Genomic DNA, 21,805 nt, shown 5'->3' with positions numbered 1-21,805 from the left:
GACGACACCTTCGAGCTCACGGACACTGTTCTGAATGGGACGCGCGATTGGACGGCCAGAATTTCGCGCAATCTGAATTTGGACGACAATCCTCTCCTGCCCCACCGGCGAAGTGTCGGGGCGCTTCGCGAAGAACCACGGAACGCTCCTGCGTTCCGTGGCTCGGTTCAGCCGGCGATGGATCAGACGAAGCGGAAATCGTCTGCCGCGAGCGAGGCCATCTGCATGTTGGCCAGCGTCACGGTGTTGTCGGCATCGAGCGTCACGACGACGTTGTTGCCGACCTGCGTGGTGTGCGACATCACTTCGGCGAAGTTCGAGAACAGGCTGCTCGAGAATTGCAGCACATCGGCCGAGGCACCGGTGGTGGCGAAGTCGGTGATGGTCTCCTTGCCGAAGCCGGCGGCGAACATGAACACGTCGGCACCCGAGCCGCCGGACAGGATGTCGTTGCCGGCATCGCCCGCGAGGATGTCGGCACCCGAGCCACCCTTGATGGTGTCGTTGCCGGCACCACCATTCAGCATGTCATTCTCGGAGCCGCCATCGATGTTGTCGTCGCCGTCGCCGCCGGAGATGGTATCGACACCCGAACCGCCCTTCAACGTGTCCTTGCCGACGCCCCCCTCGATCACGTCGTTGCCGGAGCCACCGTCGACGCCGTCGTCGCCCTCGCCGCCGCGCAGCGTGTCATTGCCGGCACCACCGGCGATGACATCGTTGCCGGCTCCGCCATCGAACATATCAGCGCCGTTGCCGCCTGTCAGATGATCTGCACCGGCACCGAGCACGAAGCCCTCGATGCCGCTGAAGTGGTCGGTGCCGATGCCTGCACCGGTCGCGGTGCCCGACACCAGGTTGATCGTGACCGCACCGGTGGCGTCGGACAGATCCAGCAGATCCTGACCGCAGCCGCCGTCGATGGTGTCGTCACCGGCACCGCCTCGGAGCACGTCGTCGCCGAAGCCGCCGAGCAGCACGTCATTACCGGCGCCGCCGACGAGCAGGTCGTCACCGAGGCCGCCGTTCAGGGTGTTGGCTCCGGCCGACCCGATCAGCGTGTCGCCGAACGCCGTGCCTACCGCGTTCTCGATCCCGGCGAGATGGTCGGCGCCGGGGAGATAGCCGGGATAGTAGGCAAGCCCGGAGTCGAGGTCGATCGTCAGCTCGAACAGGATGTGACTGTAATCGATGGTGTCGACGCCGTCGCCGCCGTCGTAACGATCCAGACCATCGCCGCCGATGAAGGTGTCGTCGCCGGCGCCGCCGAACACCAGATCGTTGCCGAGGCCGCCGACGATCGTATCGCTGCCGCCGGTTCCGATACGCAGCTTCCAGGTGCCGTCGGCGAAGCCGAGTTCCTCGATGTTGCCGAGCGTGTCGGTGCCGTCGGTGCCGACCTGATCAGCGATGTTGATCGAGCCATCGGCATTGAGCGTCATCGCGTATCCGGCAATCGCGCCGGAGAAGGTCGCGGTGTCGGTCCCGGCGCCGCCGTCGATGATGTCGTCACCTGCTGCGCCCTTGATCAGGTCGCCGCCGTCATTGCCGTACAACGTGTCGTTGTCGGCACCACCATCGACCTGGTCATTGCCGGCGCCGGCGTAGATGTAGTCGTTGCCTGCGCCTCCGAACAGGACGTCATCGCCGCCATACGTGTAGTCCATGGCGATGGTGTCGCTGCCATCGCCACCATCGATGACAAAGCCGCCCGCGGATGTCGAGAGCGCGACGTCGTCGCCGACCCCGAGCAGGATCGTGCCGGTCACCGTGCCTCCGACGTAGAGGTTGACCTGGTCGTTGCCGGCGCCCATGTCGATCGCCGAACCGCCCGTCGCAACGATCGACCCCGAGTTGTTCAGGGTGTCGCGGCCGCCGCCCATCGAGATGCCACCGACGATCCGGCCGGTGCTGTTGTTGCCGACGAAGTCCTCGTAGTCGCCGACGAGGTTGATCGCCTCGTTGCCGCGGAGGTCGAACCGGGCAGCGTCCGCCGGCGAAACCCCTTCCGGTCCGTGCCCGTCGCCCTGGATGAGACCGTCATTGACGATGGTCGTCGCCCCCAATGCGTTGCTGTTGCTGGAGTTGTCGACCTGGATCGCCCGGCCATAGCCATAGATCTCGCCGGTGGCGCTGTTGACGATCTCGCCGCCGCCGATCGCGATCGCTTCGGACACGTTCGGTTCGCCGTCGTGATAGCCCTCGGCACCGAGGCCGGCAATTCGGCCATAGTTCAGCACCTGCACCAAGCCATCGACGTCGATGGCGTCGCCATCGGAGTCGGCCAGTTCGGCGGAGCGGCCTTCCATCACCCCATGGTTGGTGATGAAGGCCTTCTGTGCGAGCGACCCGTCGGTGTCCAAGTTCACGGCGGACCCGTTGCGGCCGATCATCGTGCCGCTGTTGATGACGGTGACGGCATTGTCACCGGTGACGGCATGACGCGAAGCTTCCATCCAGCCGCCGGCATAGTTGTTGACCTTGCCGCCGGTGTCGCTCTGGACGTCGATCAGATCGCCTCCGCCCACGAATGTCGGATCCGTCGTGATCGTCCCCCAGTTGTTGACGACGCCGTCGGTGCCCGGGCGGATCACGTCGGTATCGCTGCCATGCTGGCGGATGACGCCCCCGGCAAGGTTGTTGATCACCGCCGACGCGCCGTTGTTGTCGAAGGTACGGAAATCGAGGACGCGGCCGTTCGCTTCGATCACGCCGGCGTTGTTGACGGTGATGGTCGCGTCGGTGTGACCGGCCCGTTCCGGGGTCAGCGCGCCGCGGACGACGCCGCCGGCCTGGTTGTTGAGGGTCACCGAGCCGGTCGCCCCCGCCGTGGTGGTGAGCGCACGGGTCGAACCTGAGATCTCGCCGGCATTGTCAATGACCGCGTTGCCACCGCCCTGCCAGACGATCGCGTTGCCGGACACCGAGAGCGCGCCGCCGGCATCGACGGCGACGTGGTCGTTGTTGTCCACAACGAGGCTCGAAGCCAGCGTCGCGTCGCCCTGGATCGTCACGGCGTCGTACGATGCCGATCCGGCCACCGACCAGGTGCCTGCAGCCACCAGCAGGTTCTCGACATTGAGCGTGGCGATCACTTCCGCCGTGCCGCCGCCGATCAGCTTGACGGTGTCGTTGCCGGCGCCGCCGTCGATCAAAGTCGGCGCGGGATCGTCGGTGGAGACGATGATGAGGTCGTCGCCTTCACCGGCTTCAGCAGTGTCGCCGGCGCCAGCCACCAGCTCGTCGTTGCCGTCGCCACCTTGCAGGGTGTCGTAGCCTTCGCCGCCGACCAGGACGTCGTCGCCTTCGCCGCCGGTCAGGGTGTCGTCACCGTCGCCGCCCACCAGCCGGTCGTCGTCAGCGCCACCGTCGAGCGTGTCGTCGCCTGCACCGCCAAGCAGCGTGTCGTCGCCGTCGCCGCCGGACAGGGTATCATCGCCTTCGCCGCCATCGAGCTGGTCGTCGCCACCGAGCCCGGCGAGGACGTCGTCGCCCCCGAGGCCGTTGAGGACGTCGTCACCGAGCGCGCCGGTGAGTTCGTTGTCACCGTCGTCGCCGACCAGCACCAGGGCCTCGGTTTCGAGCACCGTGTCTTGACGATAGTCGAGGTTCTGGATGCGCTCGTCGTGCGCCCGGTCGGTGTCGGCGACGTCGTAGGGCGTGTCGGAGTAGTTCGCCGCCATGTATTCGGCGAAGGCATCCTGCTCGGTGCCTTCGGCGGCGAAGTTCGCCCCCTGCCCCGCATCCGGAACCAGGTCTGGCGACAGATTGACGACGTTGGCAAAGGCGGGATTGGCCGCGATGAAGCTCGCGAACGGATAGCCGTCGCCGCCGGTGAGCAGGAAGCTCAAGGTCACGACCCGGATCGCCACCTCCGGATCGACCACCAGTTCGCCGTTCGCGACCAGCGCCAGCACCGGGTTGCCGTTGTCATCGATCAGCGCTGCCGACTGCACGCGGTTGCCGGCCGGCAAATCCTTGTCGAACGAGAACGCGATGCCGCCGACCTGGGCGAACTGGCCGGGCGTCGCGGTCGCGGTGGTCGCCGCCACCGCGTGCTCGAGCACCTCGAGCAGCTGATCCGCGGTCACCGTGACCATCGACAGCGCGTTGTTGAAGCGCAGCGAGTTGGCGATATCGAGCTGCGACACCTCGCCCGCTTCCTTGCCGACGCTGGTGTTCGCCAGCGGCGGGCTCTCCACCGCTTCGCCGCCGACCGCATAGACGTAGCCGATCGAGTCGCGGATGCCGCCGCCGTTCTTGATCGAAACCAGCACGGTCGGGTCGACTTTCTGGGCGTACCACAGGTTCGCATCGGCGGAGAGGTCGCCGAGGTTGGTCTCCTCGGTGCGCGCCTCGCTGCGACGGCCCTCGAGATAGACGTCCGTCTTGCCGAAAGTGTTGCCGTCCTGCACGTCGATGATGCCACCCACCGCCTGGGCGATGTCGTTGACCAGATCGCCGCGGCCGCCGTCGGCAAACGGATCGGCGTCGTCGGCATCTACGTCGCCGTCATCGTCGACATCGACCGTGGTGTTGCCGTCGTACAGCGAGGCGACCACCTCTTCCGTGCTGGCGTAGGCGCCGTTGACCGCCGTGTTGGCGGTGTAGATCACGTTGCCTTCAGCATCGAAATCGACCACCAGCCGTCCGACATAGGAGTACTCTCCGGAGGTGTTGACGATCAGCGTGGTTTTGCCGTCGGCGTTCGCGGTGACGATCGGATAGGTGTCGGCAGCGGTGTCGCCGGCACGGAGCGCGTCGGTCTCGTCCGCCAGCAGCGTGTGCGAGCCGCCGGCGACGATGACGTCGACGCCGTGCAGCAGGGGCGCCAGCGCTTTTTCGAGCGCGAGCTGCTGCAGATGGCTGACCAGGATGATCTTGTTGATGCCCTGAGCCAGCAGACCGTCGATGGTCGGCTGCAGGATTGCCGCCAGCGCCGCCATGTCATCGACATTGTCGCCGATCACTTCGACGCCGCCGGTCGAGGAGATGCTCTGCACGATCTGGGTGGTCGCGCCGACCACGCCGATCTTTTCGCCGTTCTCCTCGATGATCGTGGCCGGCGCGATCTTCTTGCCGATACCGGCCTCCGGCGGGAAGCCGGTGTAGGCGTCGGCATCCTGGATCGTGCCGGTGTAGACCGAGGCGAGATTGGCATCGGCCGAGAAGTCCAGATTGGCCGCGAGGTACGGGAACTGCGCGCCGGGATAGCCGGCGGTCTGCTTGATGATGTCGGCAAACGCCTTGGTGCCGGCGTCGAATTCGTGATTGCCGATCGCCGAGGCCTGTACGCCGATGATGTTCAGCATCGCCATGTCGGCGGTGCCGAAGCCGGGCGAGATGTTCAGCGTCCCGGCAGCGAGGCCGTAGTAGGTCTCCAGCGCGGTTTCGTAGACCTCCTTCAGCGAGCCGTCGCTGCCGGCGCTGAAGAATGGGCTGGGAATGAAATTGTCGCCCGACGACAGCGTGATCGAGTTCTCGTAGGTCTCCTCGAGATAGTCGACGATCGCCGCGAAGTTGCCGGCGCGATCAACTGCGTTCAGGCCCGCCTCGAAGTCCGATGCATGCAGGATTTGCAGCGTGTAAGCCGGGGTCGGCTCCTGCTCCCCGAGATTGAGGCCCACGATCACCGGATCGTGGTCGGACACCCGGACCGGGGCGTCGCCGTCGAAGATCGAGGTGTCGCGGCCGTAGTCGGTGTTGTAGTCGAGCGCGTCGGCCTCGTCGGCGTTGATGTGCCAGGTGGTCATACCGGACACCTGCGCGCCGAGGCTGGCATTGGCGAAGGCATAGTCGAGCGTGCCGGTCTGGCCGTCGAACACATAGGAATAAGCGCCGTCCTCGCGGTCCTGCAGATTCTCATAGCCCGCGCTCTCAATGAGCGCGGTCGACTGCTCCTTGGCGTAGCCATTGAAGTCGCCGAGCAGCATCACGTCCGGATCGCCCGAGCCGGTCGGATCGCTCGCCGCCCACGCGGTCAGCGCGGTGGCGGCCAGCTCGCGCTGGTTCTGCCAGTTGCCCTGACCGTCACCCTGATCGGAATCGGCGCCGGAGCCGGTACCGCTCTTGGACTTGAGATGGTTGGCGATCGCCGTGAAGGTTTCGCCGGTCGCAAGCTCCTCGAAGGTCACCGCGATCGCGTTGCGGCTCGTGTTCTCGCCGTCGAACACCGCGCCGACCGTGCTCTGCCCGAGCAGGCCGGCGAGGCCGAGGCCGGGCAGATCGGCGTCGTTGAGGGTCTCGACGGTCGTACCGTCGGCAATCTTCACCGCGGTGGTGTCGTAGATGAAGCCGACCGCGATGGCGTCGCCGCCAACGAACTGCTGGCCGGGATCGACCCAGGCATAGGTACCGGCCCCAGCCACGGCATTGAGCTGTTCGACCAGATACTTGATCGCGTTGCCGGAGGATGCAGCGGAGAAGTCGTTCTCTAGCTCGGTCAGCGCCAGCACGTCGACGTCCATGTCGAGGATGGTCGCGACCAGCTTCTCGGTCTGACGCGCGAACTCCGCGGCGTTGTCGGCGCCACGCGGCGCTTCGCCGATCGCGGTGGTGCCGCCATTGTCTAGCGTGGTGAAGTAGTTCAGCACGTTGAAGCTCGCCACCTTCAGGCGGCCGCCGACGTCTTCCGGCGCATCGGTGCGCGGATTGTCGCCGGCTCCAAAGGTGTTGGCGCCATCCTCGACCGCGCGGATCCGCCAGGTCGCCCCCGAGGCGGAGTTGCCGGCCCATTGATAGTCGAGCACGCCAGTCAAACCGGTGACGGTGTCACCCATCCGGACCGCGTCGTCGGTGCCGTAGTTCGGCGTGGCGGACGGGTTGTCGTTCGGATCGAAGCCGTCGAGGTTGTTGATCGCGGCGTTCTGGACGTTCAGGCCATCGTCATAGGTGATGGTGCGGGCACCGAGCTCGGCCAGATACGCCTGGTAGGCGGCGGCGTCGGGCGCGTTCTCCTGCGTGAACTGTTCGGGCCGTTCGCCCGCCGCCAGCTTGATCTCGTTGAACCGGTCGAGATTGTACTGCTCGGTGACGGTCAGGGTCTGCGGAATCGTGACCAGCATGCCTTCATAGGCTTCAAGATCGGGCTGGTAGTCGCCGTCCTGGCTCAGCGTGGTGCCCATCGACGGCAGGTCGATCTGCACCGCCATCGCGTCGACGTCGGCCACCGCGCCGGCCTGGACCACCGAAATGTTGCTGGCGGTGAGCTCGGTCAGGCCGAAATATTCGCTGATCGAGCCGGTGACCCGCACCCGGTCGCCGATCTGGACGTCGGTGGCGCCGCCGTAGACGAATATCGCCTCGGAGGTCAGCACGTTGCCGTCGGAATCGGTGGTCTCCTCCTGGAGATAGAAGCCGTTGAGATTGCGGTTGGCGTCGGCATCGCCGTTCTGGAAGTCGCCGACCACGATGGCTTCGACGGTCACAGTCTCGCCGACCATGGCGCTGCTGGCTCCGCTGCCCTGAATCGTGCTGATCTTGGTAATGCCGACGTCGTCGTTGACGATGGTGCCGGTCGCCGTCGCGGCGCTGCCGATCGTGGTGGTCACGGCCGCCGAATTCGAAACGTCCTGCAGCGTCAGCGTGAAGTTCTCGTTCGCCTCATTGTCGGTGTCGCCGGCGACGGTGACGGTCACGACCGCGGACGTCTCTCCCGCCGCGATGCTGCCGCTGAAGCTGACCGGCTTGCCGCCGACGTAGTCGGCCGCATCGGTCTGTGCCGAAGCGATCGTTCCCGAGAACGCGACGTCGCCCGTGCTGCCGCCGCTGCGCTCGACCGTGAACTGATAGACGGTCGGGCCGCTGTCACCTTCGTCATGCGACACCGTGAGCGAGTCCGGCGCGAAGGCGACGTGCTGAGCTTCGATCGACGATCCGGACGAACTGGTGACGCGGATGTCGTCGATACCCACCCACTCGTCATTGCCGACGGCATTGGTGGTGAGAATGCGAACCTGGATGTCGTTGCGGCCATCGACGTCGGCAGGCAGCAGCAGATCGAACGGCGTCACCTGGGTCGCGGTACCGCCGGTGGTGACGTCGGCGGCGAAACCGCTCGGAACGTTGGTCCACGCCCCGCTCGATCCGAGCCGGTACTGCACGTTGATCTGCTGCGCGGAGTCGTCCGTGCCGGCGTCGAGGTCGCGCGCGTTGAAGCTCAGCCGGACATCTTTGCGGCCGGTAGCGTCGAGATGGATCACGAGGCTGGGAGCATCCGCACTGTTCGAGCCGTTCAGCGCCACCGTCGGGTCGGCGATCTGGAATTCGGCCACACCGCCGTTGGTGATGGCGGTGTTGGTCTGGTTGGCGACGACGTCGACATCTCCCGACGACGATCCGGTCGCCGTGCGCGCGTCCACCCCGGTGGTCGAAACGACATCGTTGCCGAGATAGCCGACGATCGATGCGACCCCCGACCAGTCATCGTTGGTCGTGATAAGGCCGGTGTTGGACCAATCCTGCAGGAAATCGCCATTCGCCAGGACATGAGGGGTCGTCGACATGTATCGCCACTCCAGCGCTTGAGAGAAGACGTCGCGGATCGCCGCCTCACGGCATGCGTAAGGGCGCGGTCCGGACGGCCGATGGTTAACGGATCGTCAATGCGCGTTGATAGAACGCCGACCACAACAGATCGGTGACTGCTTCTTAACGGGCCGGTGAAGTCGCGACACGAAAAAGCGCCGAAGACCGTGCGAACCAACGACTCGTCTTGCGACAGGCGGCGCGCTCGACCTCTCGGCCGGCAGCAATCGCCAATGAGTCATCGCGCTTGAGCTCGATCAGCCCGCCGCGAGAGGTGACCACGCGAGGTTTCGATTGGCGGCCTGCGCGGCCGAACTTCCGAACCAAGGCGGCGTTTCGTCGCAGGGCACCGTGGCCTCGTTGCCGTCGGCCCGCGTTTTCGCGCACCGCGCTTTGTCATGCGCCTGACGTTGAACCTCGCTAACGAACGCCGACCGCATCCGACCGTGACGATCCGACGTCGTTTTGAATTGAGTATCATGACCGCTACAACGTCCTCCGCGTCGACTCCCGCGTCCGGCGATCTCGCGTCGGCCGCGATCGCCTCCTGCAGAACGGCCTTTCTGACGGTGGGACTGTTCTCGGCGGTGCTCAATCTGCTGATGCTCACCGGCTCGATCTACATGCTGCAGGTGTACGACCGGGTCATTCCATCGCACAGCATTCCGACCTTGATCGCGCTGTCGATCGCGGTGGCGGCGGCGTATGCGATACAAGGGCTGTTCGACCTGCTGCGTCAGCGCATTCTGACCCGGATCGGATCGGCACTGCACGCCGCGCTGTGGCAACCGGTCGTCTGCAACATCCTGCGCGGGCCGCTACGCGGCGGCGGCGCGAATCGCGGCCTGCAATTGTCACATGATCTGGACTCGGTCCGGTCGTTCCTTTCCGGGCTCGGCCCGACGACCCTGTTCGACTTGCCGTGGATGCCGCTGTATCTCGCCGGCTGCTTTCTCTTGCATCCTTATCTCGGCTGGACGCTGGTCGCGGGCGCTGTGCTGCTGTTCGGGATCGCGCTGCTCACCGAGCTGCTGACGCGGGCGCCGACCAGGGACGCATCGCGTGCCTGCGCAATCCGCGGCGTCCAGCTTGAAGCCGGTCGGCGCAACGCCGAGATCGTGGCCGCGCTGGGGATGGAGCAGCGGTTGATCGACCGGATCGGGGCCGCCAACGACGATCTCGTCGCCGCCCAGCAGCGAAACGCCGATATCGCCGGATCACTCGGCGCGTTGTCGAAGACGCTGCGCTTCATGCTGCAATCGGCGCTGCTCGGCCTCGGCGCCTATCTGGTGATCGAGGGACTGGCAAGCGGCGGCGTGATGATCGCCGCATCGATCATGGGCAGCCGCGCGCTCGCGCCGGTGGAACTGGCGATCTCCATCTGGCGACCGTTCATCGGCGCGCGACAGGCGGGCCAACGGCTCCGCGCCGCCCTGCGCGACGGCGACGCCCCGCACCCCGACGTCGCACCCGAACGCGCCGTTCATCGGCTCACGGTCGAGCAGGTCACGATCGCCGCCCCCGGCGGCACCGCCGCGATCGTGCACAACGCCTCGTTCGCACTTGAAGCCGGCCAGGCGGTCGGCATCATTGGCCCGTCAGCCGCCGGCAAATCGACGCTGGCGCGGGCACTGGTCGGGATCTGGCCGATCGCACGCGGCGAGATCCGCCTTGATGGCGCCACCCTCGACCAGTGGCCGGCAGAAATTCGTGGCGGCATGATCGGCTATCTGCCGCAGGACGTCGAATTATTCGACGGAACGGTGGCGGAGAACATCGCACGCTTCGACCCGGAGATCGACGAGGCGGCGGTGATCGCCGCGGCGAAGGCCGCTGGCGCCTACGAGATGATCCTGAAGCTGCCGAAGGGGTTCGAGATGCGGATTGGCGAAGCCGGTGCCACCCTGTCGGGCGGCCAGCGGCAGCGGATCGCGTTGGCGCGCGCGCTCTACAAGGATCCGTTCATGGTGGTGCTCGACGAGCCGAACGCCAGCCTCGACGCCGAAGGCGACGCCGCGCTGACCGACGCCATCCGGCGTGTCCGGGCTCGCGGCGGTATTGCCGTCATCATTGCGCATCGGCCGGCGGCGCTCGCCGCGGTCGATCTCGTGCTGACGCTGGCGACCGGCCAGGTGCAGGCGTTCGGACCGAAGGACGAAGTGCTGCGCAAATCGCTGGCCGCTCATCCGGCGCCGGGCGGCGCGGCGCTGCAGGCGGTGCCCGACGCGCGCTCGGTTCCTGCCGCCGCCGCCAGTTGAGGACTTTCATATGACCGCAGCCCGCACGCCCGAGGCTCGCCGCAACGATCCGTTTCGCGATATCCGGCGCGCCACCGCATTTGGAATCGGCACGCTGGCGATCGTCGTGTCCACCGCCGGCGTTTGGGCGATAACCGCGCCGCTCGCCAGCGCCGTGATCGCGCCGGCACAGGTGGTGGTCGACAGCAACGTCCGCCGGGTTCAGCACCCCACCGGCGGCGTGGTCGCCGAAATCTACGTCAACGATGGTGATCAGGTTCGCGCCGGCGACGTGCTGGTCCGCCTCGACGAGACGCTGTCGCGCGCCAACCTTGCGCTGATCGAAAACCAGCTCAACCAGCTAGGGGTGCGTCGTGCCCGGCTGCAGTCCGAGCAGAACGGCCGCGATGCAGTGGCGCTGCCCGGCGAGATCGCCGCCCGCCGCGCCGCCGCCGCGCTCGCGGAGATGGTCGAGGGCGAGACCACGCTGTTCGCCCGGCGGCGCGAGGCGATCAGCGGCCAGCAGTCGCAGCTGCGCGAACGCAAGGCGCAGATCGCGGACGAAATCCGCGGCCTGGAGGCGCAGATCGCGTCGAAGCGCGAACAGATCCGCTGGATCGACACCGAGCTGGAGGGCGTCCGCCAGCTGTACGAAAAGCGTCTGGTGCCCTATGCGCGCCTCACTGCGCTCGAGCGCGAGGCCTCGCGCCTGACCGGCGAGGAAGGCCAGCTGATCGCCGAGATCGCGCGCGCCAAGGGCCGGATCACCGAAACCGAACTGCAGATCATCCAGCTGGTCCAGGATCAGCGCCGCGAGGTCGCGACCGAACTGCGCGACGTCGAGACCAAGCTTGCCGATCTCGGCGAACGCCGCATCGCCGCGATGGACCAGCTCGATCGCGTGGTATTGCGCGCGCCGCAGGACGGTCTGATCCACCAGAAATCGGTCTTCACCGTCGGTGGCGTGATCACCGCGGGCGAACAGCTGATGCTCATCGTGCCGAAGGATTCGCTTGTGGTCGAGGCCCGGGTCGATCCGCAAATGATCGACCGGCTCAAGGTCGGGCAATCCGCCAAGCTGCGCTTCAGCGCGTTCGACGCCGCGGTGACCCCCGAGCTCGACGGCACGCTGACGCGGATCGCCGCCGACCTGACCAAGGACCCGCAATCCGGCGCGGCTTACTACGTCGCCCGCATCAGCCTCGACGCGAGCGAACTCGCCAAGCTCGACGGCAAGGCGCTGGTGCCCGGCATGCCGGTTGAAGCCTTCATCCAGAACGGCGTGCGGACGGCGCTCGCCTACCTGCGCAAGCCGCTGGAAGATCAACTCGCCCGCGCGCTGCGGCAGAAATAGTCCAAGTCCCTCTCGCGATCGTTGTCAGCATGCGTCCGCATTGCCGCCAGCACGGTAGCCAGACTTTCGAAGGCGTCAGATCTGCGGATCCTCGCCAAGCGAGCAAGCGTGGTGAGCTGATGTTGACTGAGTCTGCTAAGGCGAAGACCGCGGTGGCGCTCGGCACGTCAGCAGTTCAGGCCGGACTAAACTGACCGAGTGGCGCACCCAAACGCCGAGCGGCCTCATCATTCGATCACCTGAGCCTGATGTCGAGCCATCCCAGATCATTGACCTCGATCTGATCGCCGTCACCAATCAGGACGGTCGTCGTCTCAGCTTCCACAATTGCTGGACCTTCGATCTTGTTGCCTGAACGAAGTTGATCCGCGGCGAATACTTCAACCTCTCGCCATTCGCCGAAGAATGCTTTTCGACGCCCTTTTGGTTTGCACGGCGCTACGGTCTTCCGCCCACGCGCGACTTCTCCGACGCTCGGGACAGCGCCTATGGCAGCGACCCGCGCATTGACGAACACCGCTTCCTGATCCGGCGACGAGTAGGTGTACAGTTCCTCATGGCGACGATGGAATCGCTCCTCTATCCGATCGACGACGTTCTCCGAATTCCAATCGAGATCGTTTAGCGGGACGTCAATCTGGAAGATCTGCTCGCCGTAGCGCATCTCGGCGGAACATTCGACAGCCACATCGCCGCCAAACCACGACTTCAGACGGCCTGTAGCATCTCTTTCGAGGTCAGCGAAGATGGTCCTGACCTCTTGGGCCGTAATCCGTTGGCCGGCGCTGTAATGCGTACTGCTCACCTCGTACCTCAGATCGCTGGTCAACATGCCCCAAGCGGATAGGACCGAAGCCGCCGTCGGCACGATGACGCGCTTGATTTCAAGTTCGCGCGCAACTTCGGCCGCATGCAGACCGGCAGCGCCGCCGAAGCTGAGCAGCGCGAAGGGGCGTGGGTCGACGCCGCGTCGCAGGGTCATCAGACGGATACCATCCGCCATACGCAGATTGACCATTCGATAGATTCCAGCCGCCGCATCGTCCCGGGATAGCTCGAGCGCTTTCGCGAGCCGATCGACTGCCGCTTCTGCGGCCGCGCGATCGAGCGGCCGCTTTCCGCCCATGAATGCAGAAGCGTCCAGATATCCGAGAACAACATTGGCATCTGTAACCGTCGGCTCGAGACCGCCGTTGCCGTAGCACGCAGGCCCCGGCACGGACCCCGCGCTTTCTGGCCCGACGCGGAGCGTACCACCCGCGTCCAGAGTGGCAATCGAGCCTCCACCGGCGGCGATGCTCGCAATGTCGAGGCTCCTGAGCGCGATGCGTTGACCGGCAAGCCCACCTTCGGCCGACAGCGACGCGCGTCCATCCGCAATCAGCGAGATGTCGGTGCTGGTCCCGCCCATGTCGAACGGCACAAGATCGGGAATTCCGAGCAGTTCCGCGCAGCGCCGGGCTCCCGAGATGCCGCCCGCTGGGCCGGAAAGTACGGTGCCGGCAGCGAGCCGCGCGGCTTCCTCGAGTGGGGCCATCCCGCCATGCGAAAGAATGATGAAAAGGCTGCTGGCCAAGCCTGCGTCTTTCAGCCGGGCTTCCAGATTGGTGAGATAGCGCCGCACCACCGGAGCGACGTAGGCGTTCACGATCGTCGTTGAAACGCGTTCATACTCCTTGATCTGCGGCAACACATCGCTCGATCGAGAGACGTCGAGTTCCGGAAGTTCGCGCTTCAGTCGTTCGACGGTCGCAATTTCGTGCGCCGGATTACAGTAGGCATGCAGGAAGCACACAGCCACGGAGCTTGCTCCGGCGGCGCGGATCGCCGAGATCGCCTCACCGAGGGAATCTTGATCGAGCGGGATCAGCACTGCGCCGTCCGGCCTAACGCGCTCGCGTACACCGAAGCGCAGTTGGCGCGGCACCAGGGGAGACGGCGGTGCGATGCGGAGATTGTAGCGATCTTCCTTCAGACCCTCGCGCATTTCGATGACGTCACGATGGCCTTCCGTCGTGACAAGCGCGACCTTTGCTCCCTTCCGCTCGAGCAATGCGTTCGTCGCGACGGTTGTCCCGTGCACCAGGCGGTCCGTCGTAGCGAGCATCTCCGCTCGCGGCATCTTCAGCCGGCTTGCGAGTTCTTCAAGTCCATTCATAACGCCTAAAGACTGGTCTGCCGGCGTCGTCGGCGATTTTGCGAACACGGTGTTGCCGTCGCGATCGATCGCGACGAGGTCGGTGTACGTACCGCCAACATCGACTCCGATGGTGAACATCTTCGGGCTATCCGTTAAACCGTTGTGAATTTTGTCGTGAGGCCCTGCATCAAGTCGGCTTCGCGCGCTTGAGCTGACCGTTGCCCTGGAGGGCCCCATCCTCCGCCCCCCGAGGAGCGAACCTCGAAGCAGTCGCCGGGACGGACTTCGATGCCGACCTCCTTCGTGCGCAGCACGCGCGGCGCGCGGCCTTGCGACACGAGGGTGTACTGATGTGGAAGCCCATCGCTGCCGCCGAGCATCCCGCATCCTCCATGCTTCGTGCCCTCGCCTGCCGTGTTTGCTCGCGCAGGCTTCGCCGTTTCCACGACGAGATCCAACGATACGCCCAGGCCGCCACGAAAACTGCCGTCGCCGCCGGAGTCCGGGCGAAATTCGTGATGTCGGAAATAGAGCGGAAACCGGGCTTCGTCGACTTCGATGCTGCCAAATTTGATGCCCCCGACCGTATGCCACTCACCAATCGATGACCAACCATCGCCGGCCGACGACGCCCCTCCTCCGGGCCTGGCCTGAAACAAATGCCAGATAAAATTGCGTCCTGTCCGCGGATTTTCACCTTGGATGGCGATGCGGAATCTGCGGCTCCACCCGGCCATCGCACGATCGGGACACGACTGGGAAAGCGCCTTGACGATAGCTTCCACGATTTCATTCGAAGGATGGCTGGTGCACATCGTGACCGGACGGCCGGGATCTGCCCACACGATCGTGCCCTGTCTGGCAACGACCTTCAGCGGCCGAAGTGCGCCGGAATTCTTGGGAATATCCGCGTCGATGAGATAGGCAAAAGCCATGACGACCGCAGCCTGCATGTTGGCGTGCGACGAATTGACAAAGCTCGTCGACTGAGGATCCGACTCCGAAAGATCAATCTCGATGTCGGATCCCTTTTTGGTCACCTTCGCGGCGATCCTGATATCGCTTCGGCCATGACCGTCGTCGTCGAGATGCGCTTCTCCATAGAACGTACCGTCCTGCCACGTCGATAGGACTGCCCGCGTCTGTTGTTCGGCAGCATCGAGAATTGCTTCGACGGCCGCTTCGACGACCTGTCCACCAAATTCGTCGAGCAGCCGCCTGATCCGGCGTTCGCCGAGATGCGCCGCACCAATCATCGCAGCAAGATCACCGCGGAAATCGCGAGGATTCCGCACATTGAGTGCCAGCATGTCGAGCAGATCGTCGCGAAGTTTGCCTGCTTCGTAAAGACGGATCGGCGGTACCCGCAATCCTTCCTGCCAAATGTCGGTCGCACTCGGATTGTAGCCGCCGTGGGTGGCCCCGCCGATATCGCTTTGGTGTGCGCGCACGATGGTCCAGTACAACCTCCGCTCCCCGTCGAAGACTGGCACGAACGCGGTCAGATCGGGCAAGTGACTGCCACCATGATAGGGGTCGTTGAGCAGCAGAACGTCGCCAGGCTTGACGTCCTTGAAGCGCTCCTCGATAGCAAGCGTCGCCCAGGACAGCGCGCCGACATGAACCGGAATATGGTCCGCTTGCGCAATCAACCGCCCATTCACGTCGCAGATCCCCAGCGAGAAGTCACGGCTGGAATTCAGGATCTGCGAGTAAGACGTACGCAGCATCGCCTCACCCATTTCGTTCACGATCGAACTCAGGCGATGCTGGACAACGGAACGGGTGATCGGGTCAATCTTGGAGGTCATCGCAAGCCTGCTGGTAGGAATGAGGATCTCAATCCGGCGTCAAGCGAGCGCCGGTCGGAACAGTTCCCGGGTACGGGGAGCCTGATCAGCCGAACGCGGCGACCTCCTCCAGGGACTCCGCAGCCGCCTTCACAATCGTATCCACGTCAGGATCGGTCATCGGCAACGACAGCGCCATCAGGCCATAGCTCGCGACCAATATCCCGCGATTGAGCAGCCCGGTGGTGAACACGGCCTGGCGCTTCGCTTCCATCTCGCTCAAGTAGGCTGAACGATAATCCCGGACGTTGCGATCCGTAAAATGAATCTTGAGTAGCGAGCCCAATCCGACTGCGGTCCCGGCAACGCCGGTCTTGCGGAAAGCCGCATTGATTCCGTCGCGTACCGCGGTGCCGATCCTATCGAGGCGTGAATAGGCTGCTGTATCGAGCAGCTTCATGGCGGCAAGTCCGGCGCGCATGGTGACGGGATTGGCCGAGAAGGTGCCGCCGTGCGGGAGCGCCGGCTTCCCGGAGGATGGATCGAACACTGACATGAACTTCTCGCCGCCGGCGATCGCGCCGACCGGGAAGCCGCCGCCGATGATCTTGCCGAGCGTAGTCAGGTCCGGATCGATCCCCCAAAGCCCTTGCGCACCCTCATAGCCGAGACGGAACGTGATGACTTCGTCGAATACAAGCAGCGCGCCGACTTCCCGCGTGACCTGACGGAGCGCTTCCACGTAGGCTCTGTCCGCCGGAACCAGACCTGCTCGGTTCGGCATCGGATCAACGAGTACACAAGCGAGTTCGGGACCATGCTCGCGGATCAAGCTCACGGCCGCCTCGACGTCGTTGAACGGAATGGTCACGACGTCCGCGAGCACGTTGTCGGGCGTGCCTTTGGCGTAGGCTACCGATACCGGGGCGTTGCCGCCCCAAGCCGCAGGTGTCGGGTCGAGGCTGACTTCAGCGTAGTCATAGGAGCCGTGATAAGCACCCTCGCACTTGGCGATCTTCGGACGACCCGTGTAGGCGCGGGCAGCTTTCAGCGCCATCATCACCGCCTCCGTGCCCGAATTGCAGAAACGGACATGGTCTACCGATGGAAGCCTTGCTGCCAGCAATTCGGCGAGCTCGACTTCGGACTCCGTCGGCATGCCGAAGGCCGAGCCCAGCGCGAGCTGCTTGGTCGCCGCCTCGATCAATGCGGGATGAGCATGGCCATGGATCAGAGACGTGAAATTGTTGATGCAGTCGATATATTCATTGCCATCGACGTCCCAGACTCGGCAGCCGGCGCCCGAAGCTGCGTAGATCGGAAACGGCTTCATGTAGACCGTGGTGCGCGTATTGCCACCCGGCAAGCTCTTCAGCGCTCGCTGATAGAGATCTCGCGATTGAGAATGATTGGCGGGATACATCTTGCCTCCTTGATTCCGGGTTCAACGGCCCGGATAAGCTTCGCGCACGCGCGCATTGTGCTTGAGTTCGCCTGCTGGTCCATCGAGCACAATGCGCCCCGTCTACAGCACATAGGCGCGATCGGCGACCGAGAGCGCAAGCACCGTGTTCTGCTCCGTGACCAGGATGGTCAGACCGGCCTCGCCAATACACCTGACTTGTTCGTAAACCTCTTCGGCGAGCCGCGGCGCCAAGCCGAGCGATGGCCACTCTTCTCTTTCGACTTCGCTAGGGGCTCGCGGAATCGATCCGGCTGCAGCGCACCGGACCGGTCGAGTCATGACTGCCCGAGAATGGCGAGAATCCGTTCGCGGTGCTGACGCGCAAGGTCATCAAGGCAGAGATGAAGGCGCTTACCTCATCGCCGGCGGGCTCAGGCGAATCGAGAGAAGCTCGGCCTCAGCGGCATGGAAGAGATCGTCGCATTCGATCAGAGCCGTCACTCGACGACTCTTTACGGGGACCCGATGCGACGCGGGAATGTAACGTTCCCAGGCAAATCCAAAAAAAGTTGAGTGATTTCAATGCCCGTCGCGGGTCTATGGTGCGCTCGGAGGGACTCGAACCCCCACGATTTTACTCACTGCCACCTCAAGGCAGCGCGTCTACCAGTTCCGCCACGAGCGCTTTGGGGATGCCAGCTTGAGGCTTGAGGGCCAGCCGGATCAACGGCGCCGATCTAACAAATCCATCAGAGGGGTACAAGCCTGCAAAGGCCCTGAATTCCACAAGCTTTGCAGGAAAGTTCCAGCCTTCTGCCCCGAATCGGCCTCGCCGGGTGGCCGGGCCGCTTCCCGCCCTGCCCAGCTGGTGCCCAAAGCCTACCGGGTGCCCGCCGAGCGCGGCAGCATCTGCTTGACCTCGACCGCGATCCGGTTGCGATCGACCAGCACGACGCCGGAGGCGACCGGCAGATTGTTGGCGAGGACCTTGACCTCGTCGGCCTCGGTGGCATCCAGCTCGATGATGGCGCCGCGGGAAAGACGCAATACTTGATGGATCGGCATAGTGGTCGTCCCGAGGACGACCATGAGATCCACGGTGACTTTATCGAGAGTGGGCACTGTCAGGACCGCCGCGACTTGGGACTCTTCATTTGCGCCTGCGATCATCACCACGTTATGGTTAGCTAATGGTTAATTCGCCTGAAAACCCCCGCCAAAGCCAGCGCCAAGAGCTCGATTTGACGTCGTTTTCCGCGGCAGGCGGCGAGCCCGTCGAATGGCTCATCTCGGATGCACCGGTACCGTATCCGGATGCGGTGGCCATCATGGAGGCCCGGGTCGCCGCGATCGCGGCGGGCGAGGCCCCGGAACTGGTCTGGCTGCTCGAACACCCCCCGCTCTACACGTCGGGCACCTCGGGCAAGCAATCAGACCTGCTGGATGCCCGCTTCCCGATCTTCGCGACCGGGCGCGGCGGGCAGCTCACCTATCACGGGCCGGGCCAGCGGGTGGCCTATATTATGCTCGACCTCAAGCGCCGCCGGCCTGATGTGCGGGCCTATGTCGCGAGCCTGGAGGAATTGATCCTGCGCACGCTGGCTGCCTTCAACATTCGCGGCGAGCGGCGCGAGGACCGGGTTGGCGTCTGGGTCAGGCGCCCCGACAAGGGAGCCGATCACGAGGACAAGATCGCGGCGATCGGCGTCCGCCTGAAGCGCTGGGTGTCGTTCCACGGCATCGCCATCAATGTCGAGCCGGAGCTGTCGCACTTCGCCGGCATCGTGCCCTGCGGCGTTGCCGATCCCCGCTACGGCGTCACCTCGCTGGTCGATCTCGGCCAGCTCGTGACCATGGCCGACGTCGATATCGCGCTCAGGCGGACGTTCGAAGAATTGTTCGGGCCGACCCGCGCGCTGCTGCCGGAAGCGGTCGCCTAGCGCTACCGCGTTCTGCGCGGAATCGGCTATAATTGATTCCGGCGTCGCCCACGCCTCCCCCCTCCGCCGGGAAAGCAGACTTCATGCCGGGCGAATTGATCATCGGACCGACTGTTCGAGCGCTGGGCATAAGGAGGGATTGCGATCATGCTCGCAATGGGAGGTTCTCACGATGAGACTGTCTGCACCGATCTATCATCTCAAGCGCAAGGCGAAGCGCCTGTCCCGCGAGGAAGGCATTCCACTCCACGACGCGCTTGACCGCGTCGCCACAACGGAAGGGTTTTCCGCCTGGAGCTTGCTGGCGGCAAAAGCTGCGGCGGAGACGCCGGCCGGCAAGCTGTTTCCTCAATTCCGGCCGGGCGAGCTGGTGCTGCTGGGTGCGCGACCCGGTCATGGCAAGACCCTGATGAGTCTCGAACTTGCGGTAGAGGCCATGAGGAAAGGCAGCCGCGCCGCTTTCTTCTCGCTCGAATACACCGAGAGAGACGTTCTGGACCGCTTGCGGGCGATCGGCGTCGAGCCTGCGCAGTTCGACAGATTATTCGAGCTCGATTGCTCAGACGCGATCAGCGCCGATTACGTCGTCAAGCAGATGGCTCCCGCCCCGCGCGGCACATTCGTGGTGATCGACTATCTGCAACTGCTCGACCAGCGGCGGGAAAACCCCGACCTGACCGTTCAGGTGCGCGCGCTGAAATCGTTCGCACGCGACAAGGGGCTGATCGTCGTCTTCATCTCGCAGATCGACCGATCCTATGATCCCGCAGTCAAGCCCTGCCCCGATCTCAGCGATGTCCGCTTGCCGAACCCGTTGGACCTGAAGCTGTTCGACAAGACGTGCTTCATCAACAATTCCGAAGTTCAGTTCCGCGCAGCGAGCTGACGATCCCTCGCAACCGGTCGCGGGTGAGATTGCTCACCCGCGATCAAGCATCACGCCGCCTGCAGCGAAACCTCGAGCTTGCCGGCGATGTAGCGCCGCTCCTGGGTCAGGCCGCCAAAGCCGTAGGCATCGCCCTTGACCTCGTCGACATGCAGGTAGGTCTCGGGATGCAGCGGGCCCAGGATATCGGCCATCCGCTTGAACATTGCAGCGAGATAAGCCGCCTTCTCGTCCTTGGTATTGGTACCTTCCGTAACATGGATGTCGATCCAGTAGCTTGCGAGCTTCTGCTCGGCGAGCGACTTGCCGCCTGCGAACCAATCGTGGGCATCCACGGACTTCACGATGATGGCGGTGACCCTGGGATCCTTGTGCAGGATCCTTGCGGTGAGCTCTGACACGGCATTGGCGATGTCGGCCTTCAGCGACGGCGACTGGCGAGACGTGGCGTAGGACACGGTGATCAGGGGCATGGTGGTTCTCCTCAGGATGCTGCGCAGGGTCTTGCGCGGCGTTGGTGGGAAGCTAGACCTCCTCGGTTCATTTTGATATCTTATCTCACCTGATATCAGTGATAACGTACTATAATGACGGCCACCCTCGACATCGCCACAGTCCGGGCCTTCCTGCTGGTCGCCGACCTCCAGAGCTTTACCCGCGCGGCCGAAGCCCTCGGCACGACGCAGGCGGCTGTCAGCCTCAAGCTGCAACGCCTGGAGACGTTGGTCGGAAAACGCCTCGTCGAACGCTCGCCGCGCGCGGTTCGGCTCACGGCGGATGGTGCTGATTTCCTCGATCGTGCCCGCGCGCTCATGGACGCGCATGACCGTGCGCTCTCCGGCGAGGCTTCCGCCGCGCAGTCGCTTTCGCTCGGCATCTCCGACCATGCCGCGGGCCCCGAACTGGTGCCGCTGCTCGAACGGCTGCACGCGATGTCCGCGAATCTCACGCTCGCCGTCACCATCGGTTTCTCGCGCGAGATGCAGGACGCCTATGATGCGGGCGAGCTGGACGCGGTGATCGTCCGCCAGGAGGGCAGCCGCCGCGGCGGCGAGAAGCTGGCTGATGACGAGTTCGGCTGGTTCGCATCACGGCGCTTCACGCTCCCGAAGGGCGAAGCACTGCCGCTGGCAACACTCGCCCCGCCGTGTGGCGTCCGCGCCATCGCCGTGCGCGCGCTGGACAAGGCCGGCATCGCCTGGCGCGAGCGATTTGTCGGCGGCGGCGTCACGGCGGTGGTCGCCGCTGCGCTTGCCGGACTTGCAATCGCGCCGCTGGCGCGGCGGATCGCGTCTCCGGGCCTGGTCGATATCGGGCCGGCGCACGAGCTGCCGAGGCTCGGCAGCTCGAAGGTGATGCTGCATTCGAAAGTCAGTGATCCCGCCAAGCTCGCGGCACTGCGCGCTGTAGCCGCGACGTTCCGGAGCGTGGCGACGAGCCAGCGGCCAGTCCGAGGAGCCTGATTGCCCGGCGGCCACCGTATATAGTGCGGATATTGCCTAAAAATGTCCCACAGCATGGGAACAA

Annotated in this window: 12 protein-coding genes and 1 tRNA gene; 5 read left to right on the top strand and 8 right to left on the bottom strand. The window is 64.7% G+C overall.

What is annotated here, in order from left to right; all coding sequences use genetic code 11:
• Positions 1 to 182: 182 nt before the first annotated feature.
• The gene (locus XH96_RS17015) at positions 183 to 8,504 is read right to left on the bottom strand and encodes an ExeM/NucH family extracellular endonuclease (RefSeq protein ID WP_194393465.1); all 8,322 of its coding nucleotides are present in this window, start codon (positions 8,502 to 8,504) and stop codon (positions 183 to 185) included.
• Positions 8,505 to 9,005: 501 nt separating this feature from the next.
• Between XH96_RS17015 and XH96_RS17010 the strand changes: the two genes are divergently transcribed.
• Together XH96_RS17010 and XH96_RS17005 are read left to right on the top strand one after the other, a co-directional pair.
• On the top strand, positions 9,006 to 10,784 hold the full coding sequence (locus XH96_RS17010) for a type I secretion system permease/ATPase (RefSeq protein WP_194394161.1): 1,779 nt from the start codon (positions 9,006 to 9,008) through the stop codon (positions 10,782 to 10,784).
• Positions 10,785 to 10,794: 10 nt separating this feature from the next.
• Positions 10,795 to 12,117, top strand: coding sequence for an HlyD family type I secretion periplasmic adaptor subunit (locus XH96_RS17005; protein ID WP_194393464.1), 1,323 nt, complete (start codon positions 10,795 to 10,797; stop codon positions 12,115 to 12,117).
• 235 nt (positions 12,118 to 12,352) lie between these two features.
• On the opposite strand, the gene XH96_RS17000 is transcribed toward XH96_RS17005, so the two are convergent.
• From XH96_RS17000 to XH96_RS16980, 6 genes are all read right to left on the bottom strand, one after another.
• Positions 12,353 to 14,395, bottom strand: a complete 2,043-nt coding sequence (locus XH96_RS17000) for a hydantoinase/oxoprolinase family protein (protein WP_194393463.1) — start codon at positions 14,393 to 14,395, stop codon at positions 12,353 to 12,355.
• Positions 14,396 to 14,409: 14 nt separating this feature from the next.
• Entirely contained in the window at positions 14,410 to 16,068 is a 1,659-nt protein-coding gene (locus tag XH96_RS16995) for a hydantoinase B/oxoprolinase family protein (RefSeq protein WP_194393462.1), read from the bottom strand.
• Positions 16,069 to 16,153: 85 nt separating this feature from the next.
• On the bottom strand, positions 16,154 to 17,470 hold the full coding sequence (locus tag XH96_RS16990; RefSeq protein WP_194393461.1) for an aspartate aminotransferase family protein: 1,317 nt from the start codon (positions 17,468 to 17,470) through the stop codon (positions 16,154 to 16,156).
• A gap of 102 nt (positions 17,471 to 17,572) precedes the next feature.
• Positions 17,573 to 17,704 (bottom strand): hypothetical protein, encoded by a 132-nt coding sequence (locus XH96_RS39640; RefSeq protein WP_256439354.1) that lies wholly within the window; start codon positions 17,702 to 17,704, stop codon positions 17,573 to 17,575.
• 348 nt (positions 17,705 to 18,052) lie between these two features.
• Positions 18,053 to 18,137: transfer RNA gene (locus XH96_RS16985), tRNA-Leu, on the bottom strand.
• 194 nt (positions 18,138 to 18,331) lie between these two features.
• Positions 18,332 to 18,574, bottom strand: a complete 243-nt coding sequence (locus XH96_RS16980) for a FliM/FliN family flagellar motor switch protein (RefSeq protein ID WP_028177375.1) — start codon at positions 18,572 to 18,574, stop codon at positions 18,332 to 18,334.
• A 68-nt stretch (positions 18,575 to 18,642) separates the two neighbouring features.
• Here XH96_RS16980 and lipB point away from each other — a divergent pair, with 68 nt between their 5' ends.
• Entirely contained in the window at positions 18,643 to 19,392 is a 750-nt protein-coding gene (lipB, locus tag XH96_RS16975) for a lipoyl(octanoyl) transferase LipB (protein ID WP_194393460.1), read from the top strand.
• Between the two features lie 172 nt (positions 19,393 to 19,564).
• Positions 19,565 to 20,278 (top strand): DNA helicase, encoded by a 714-nt coding sequence (locus XH96_RS16970; protein ID WP_194393459.1) that lies wholly within the window; start codon positions 19,565 to 19,567, stop codon positions 20,276 to 20,278.
• 50 nt (positions 20,279 to 20,328) lie between these two features.
• On the opposite strand, the gene XH96_RS16965 is transcribed toward XH96_RS16970, so the two are convergent.
• Positions 20,329 to 20,751 (bottom strand): 4-oxalocrotonate tautomerase family protein, encoded by a 423-nt coding sequence (locus XH96_RS16965; RefSeq protein ID WP_194393458.1) that lies wholly within the window; start codon positions 20,749 to 20,751, stop codon positions 20,329 to 20,331.
• 114 nt (positions 20,752 to 20,865) lie between these two features.
• On the opposite strand from XH96_RS16965, the gene XH96_RS16960 reads away from it, so the two are divergent.
• Entirely contained in the window at positions 20,866 to 21,741 is an 876-nt protein-coding gene (locus tag XH96_RS16960; protein ID WP_194393457.1) for a LysR substrate-binding domain-containing protein, read from the top strand.
• Positions 21,742 to 21,805: the final 64 nt, after the last annotated feature.

It is taken from the genome of Bradyrhizobium sp. CCBAU 51765, assembly GCF_015291725.1.
GTDB classification, from domain to species: Bacteria; Pseudomonadota; Alphaproteobacteria; order Rhizobiales; family Xanthobacteraceae; genus Bradyrhizobium; species Bradyrhizobium liaoningense.
Note: the sequence above shows the minus strand (reverse complement) of the source record. Positions and strands in the feature narration are given on the sequence as shown.

Coding starts and splice junctions, on each gene's coding strand:
- XH96_RS17015 (WP_194393465.1), bottom strand. CDS start 8,504: ATGTCGACGACCCCTCATGTCCTGGCGAATGGCGATTTCCTGCAGGAT.
- XH96_RS17010 (WP_194394161.1), top strand. CDS start 9,006: ATGACCGCTACAACGTCCTCCGCGTCGACTCCCGCGTCCGGCGATCTC.
- XH96_RS17005 (WP_194393464.1), top strand. CDS start 10,795: ATGACCGCAGCCCGCACGCCCGAGGCTCGCCGCAACGATCCGTTTCGC.
- XH96_RS17000 (WP_194393463.1), bottom strand. CDS start 14,395: ATGTTCACCATCGGAGTCGATGTTGGCGGTACGTACACCGACCTCGTC.
- XH96_RS16995 (WP_194393462.1), bottom strand. CDS start 16,068: ATGACCTCCAAGATTGACCCGATCACCCGTTCCGTTGTCCAGCATCGC.
- XH96_RS16990 (WP_194393461.1), bottom strand. CDS start 17,470: ATGTATCCCGCCAATCATTCTCAATCGCGAGATCTCTATCAGCGAGCG.
- lipB (WP_194393460.1), top strand. CDS start 18,643: ATGGTTAATTCGCCTGAAAACCCCCGCCAAAGCCAGCGCCAAGAGCTC.
- XH96_RS16970 (WP_194393459.1), top strand. CDS start 19,565: ATGAGACTGTCTGCACCGATCTATCATCTCAAGCGCAAGGCGAAGCGC.
- XH96_RS16965 (WP_194393458.1), bottom strand. CDS start 20,751: ATGCCCCTGATCACCGTGTCCTACGCCACGTCTCGCCAGTCGCCGTCG.
- XH96_RS16960 (WP_194393457.1), top strand. CDS start 20,866: ATGACGGCCACCCTCGACATCGCCACAGTCCGGGCCTTCCTGCTGGTC.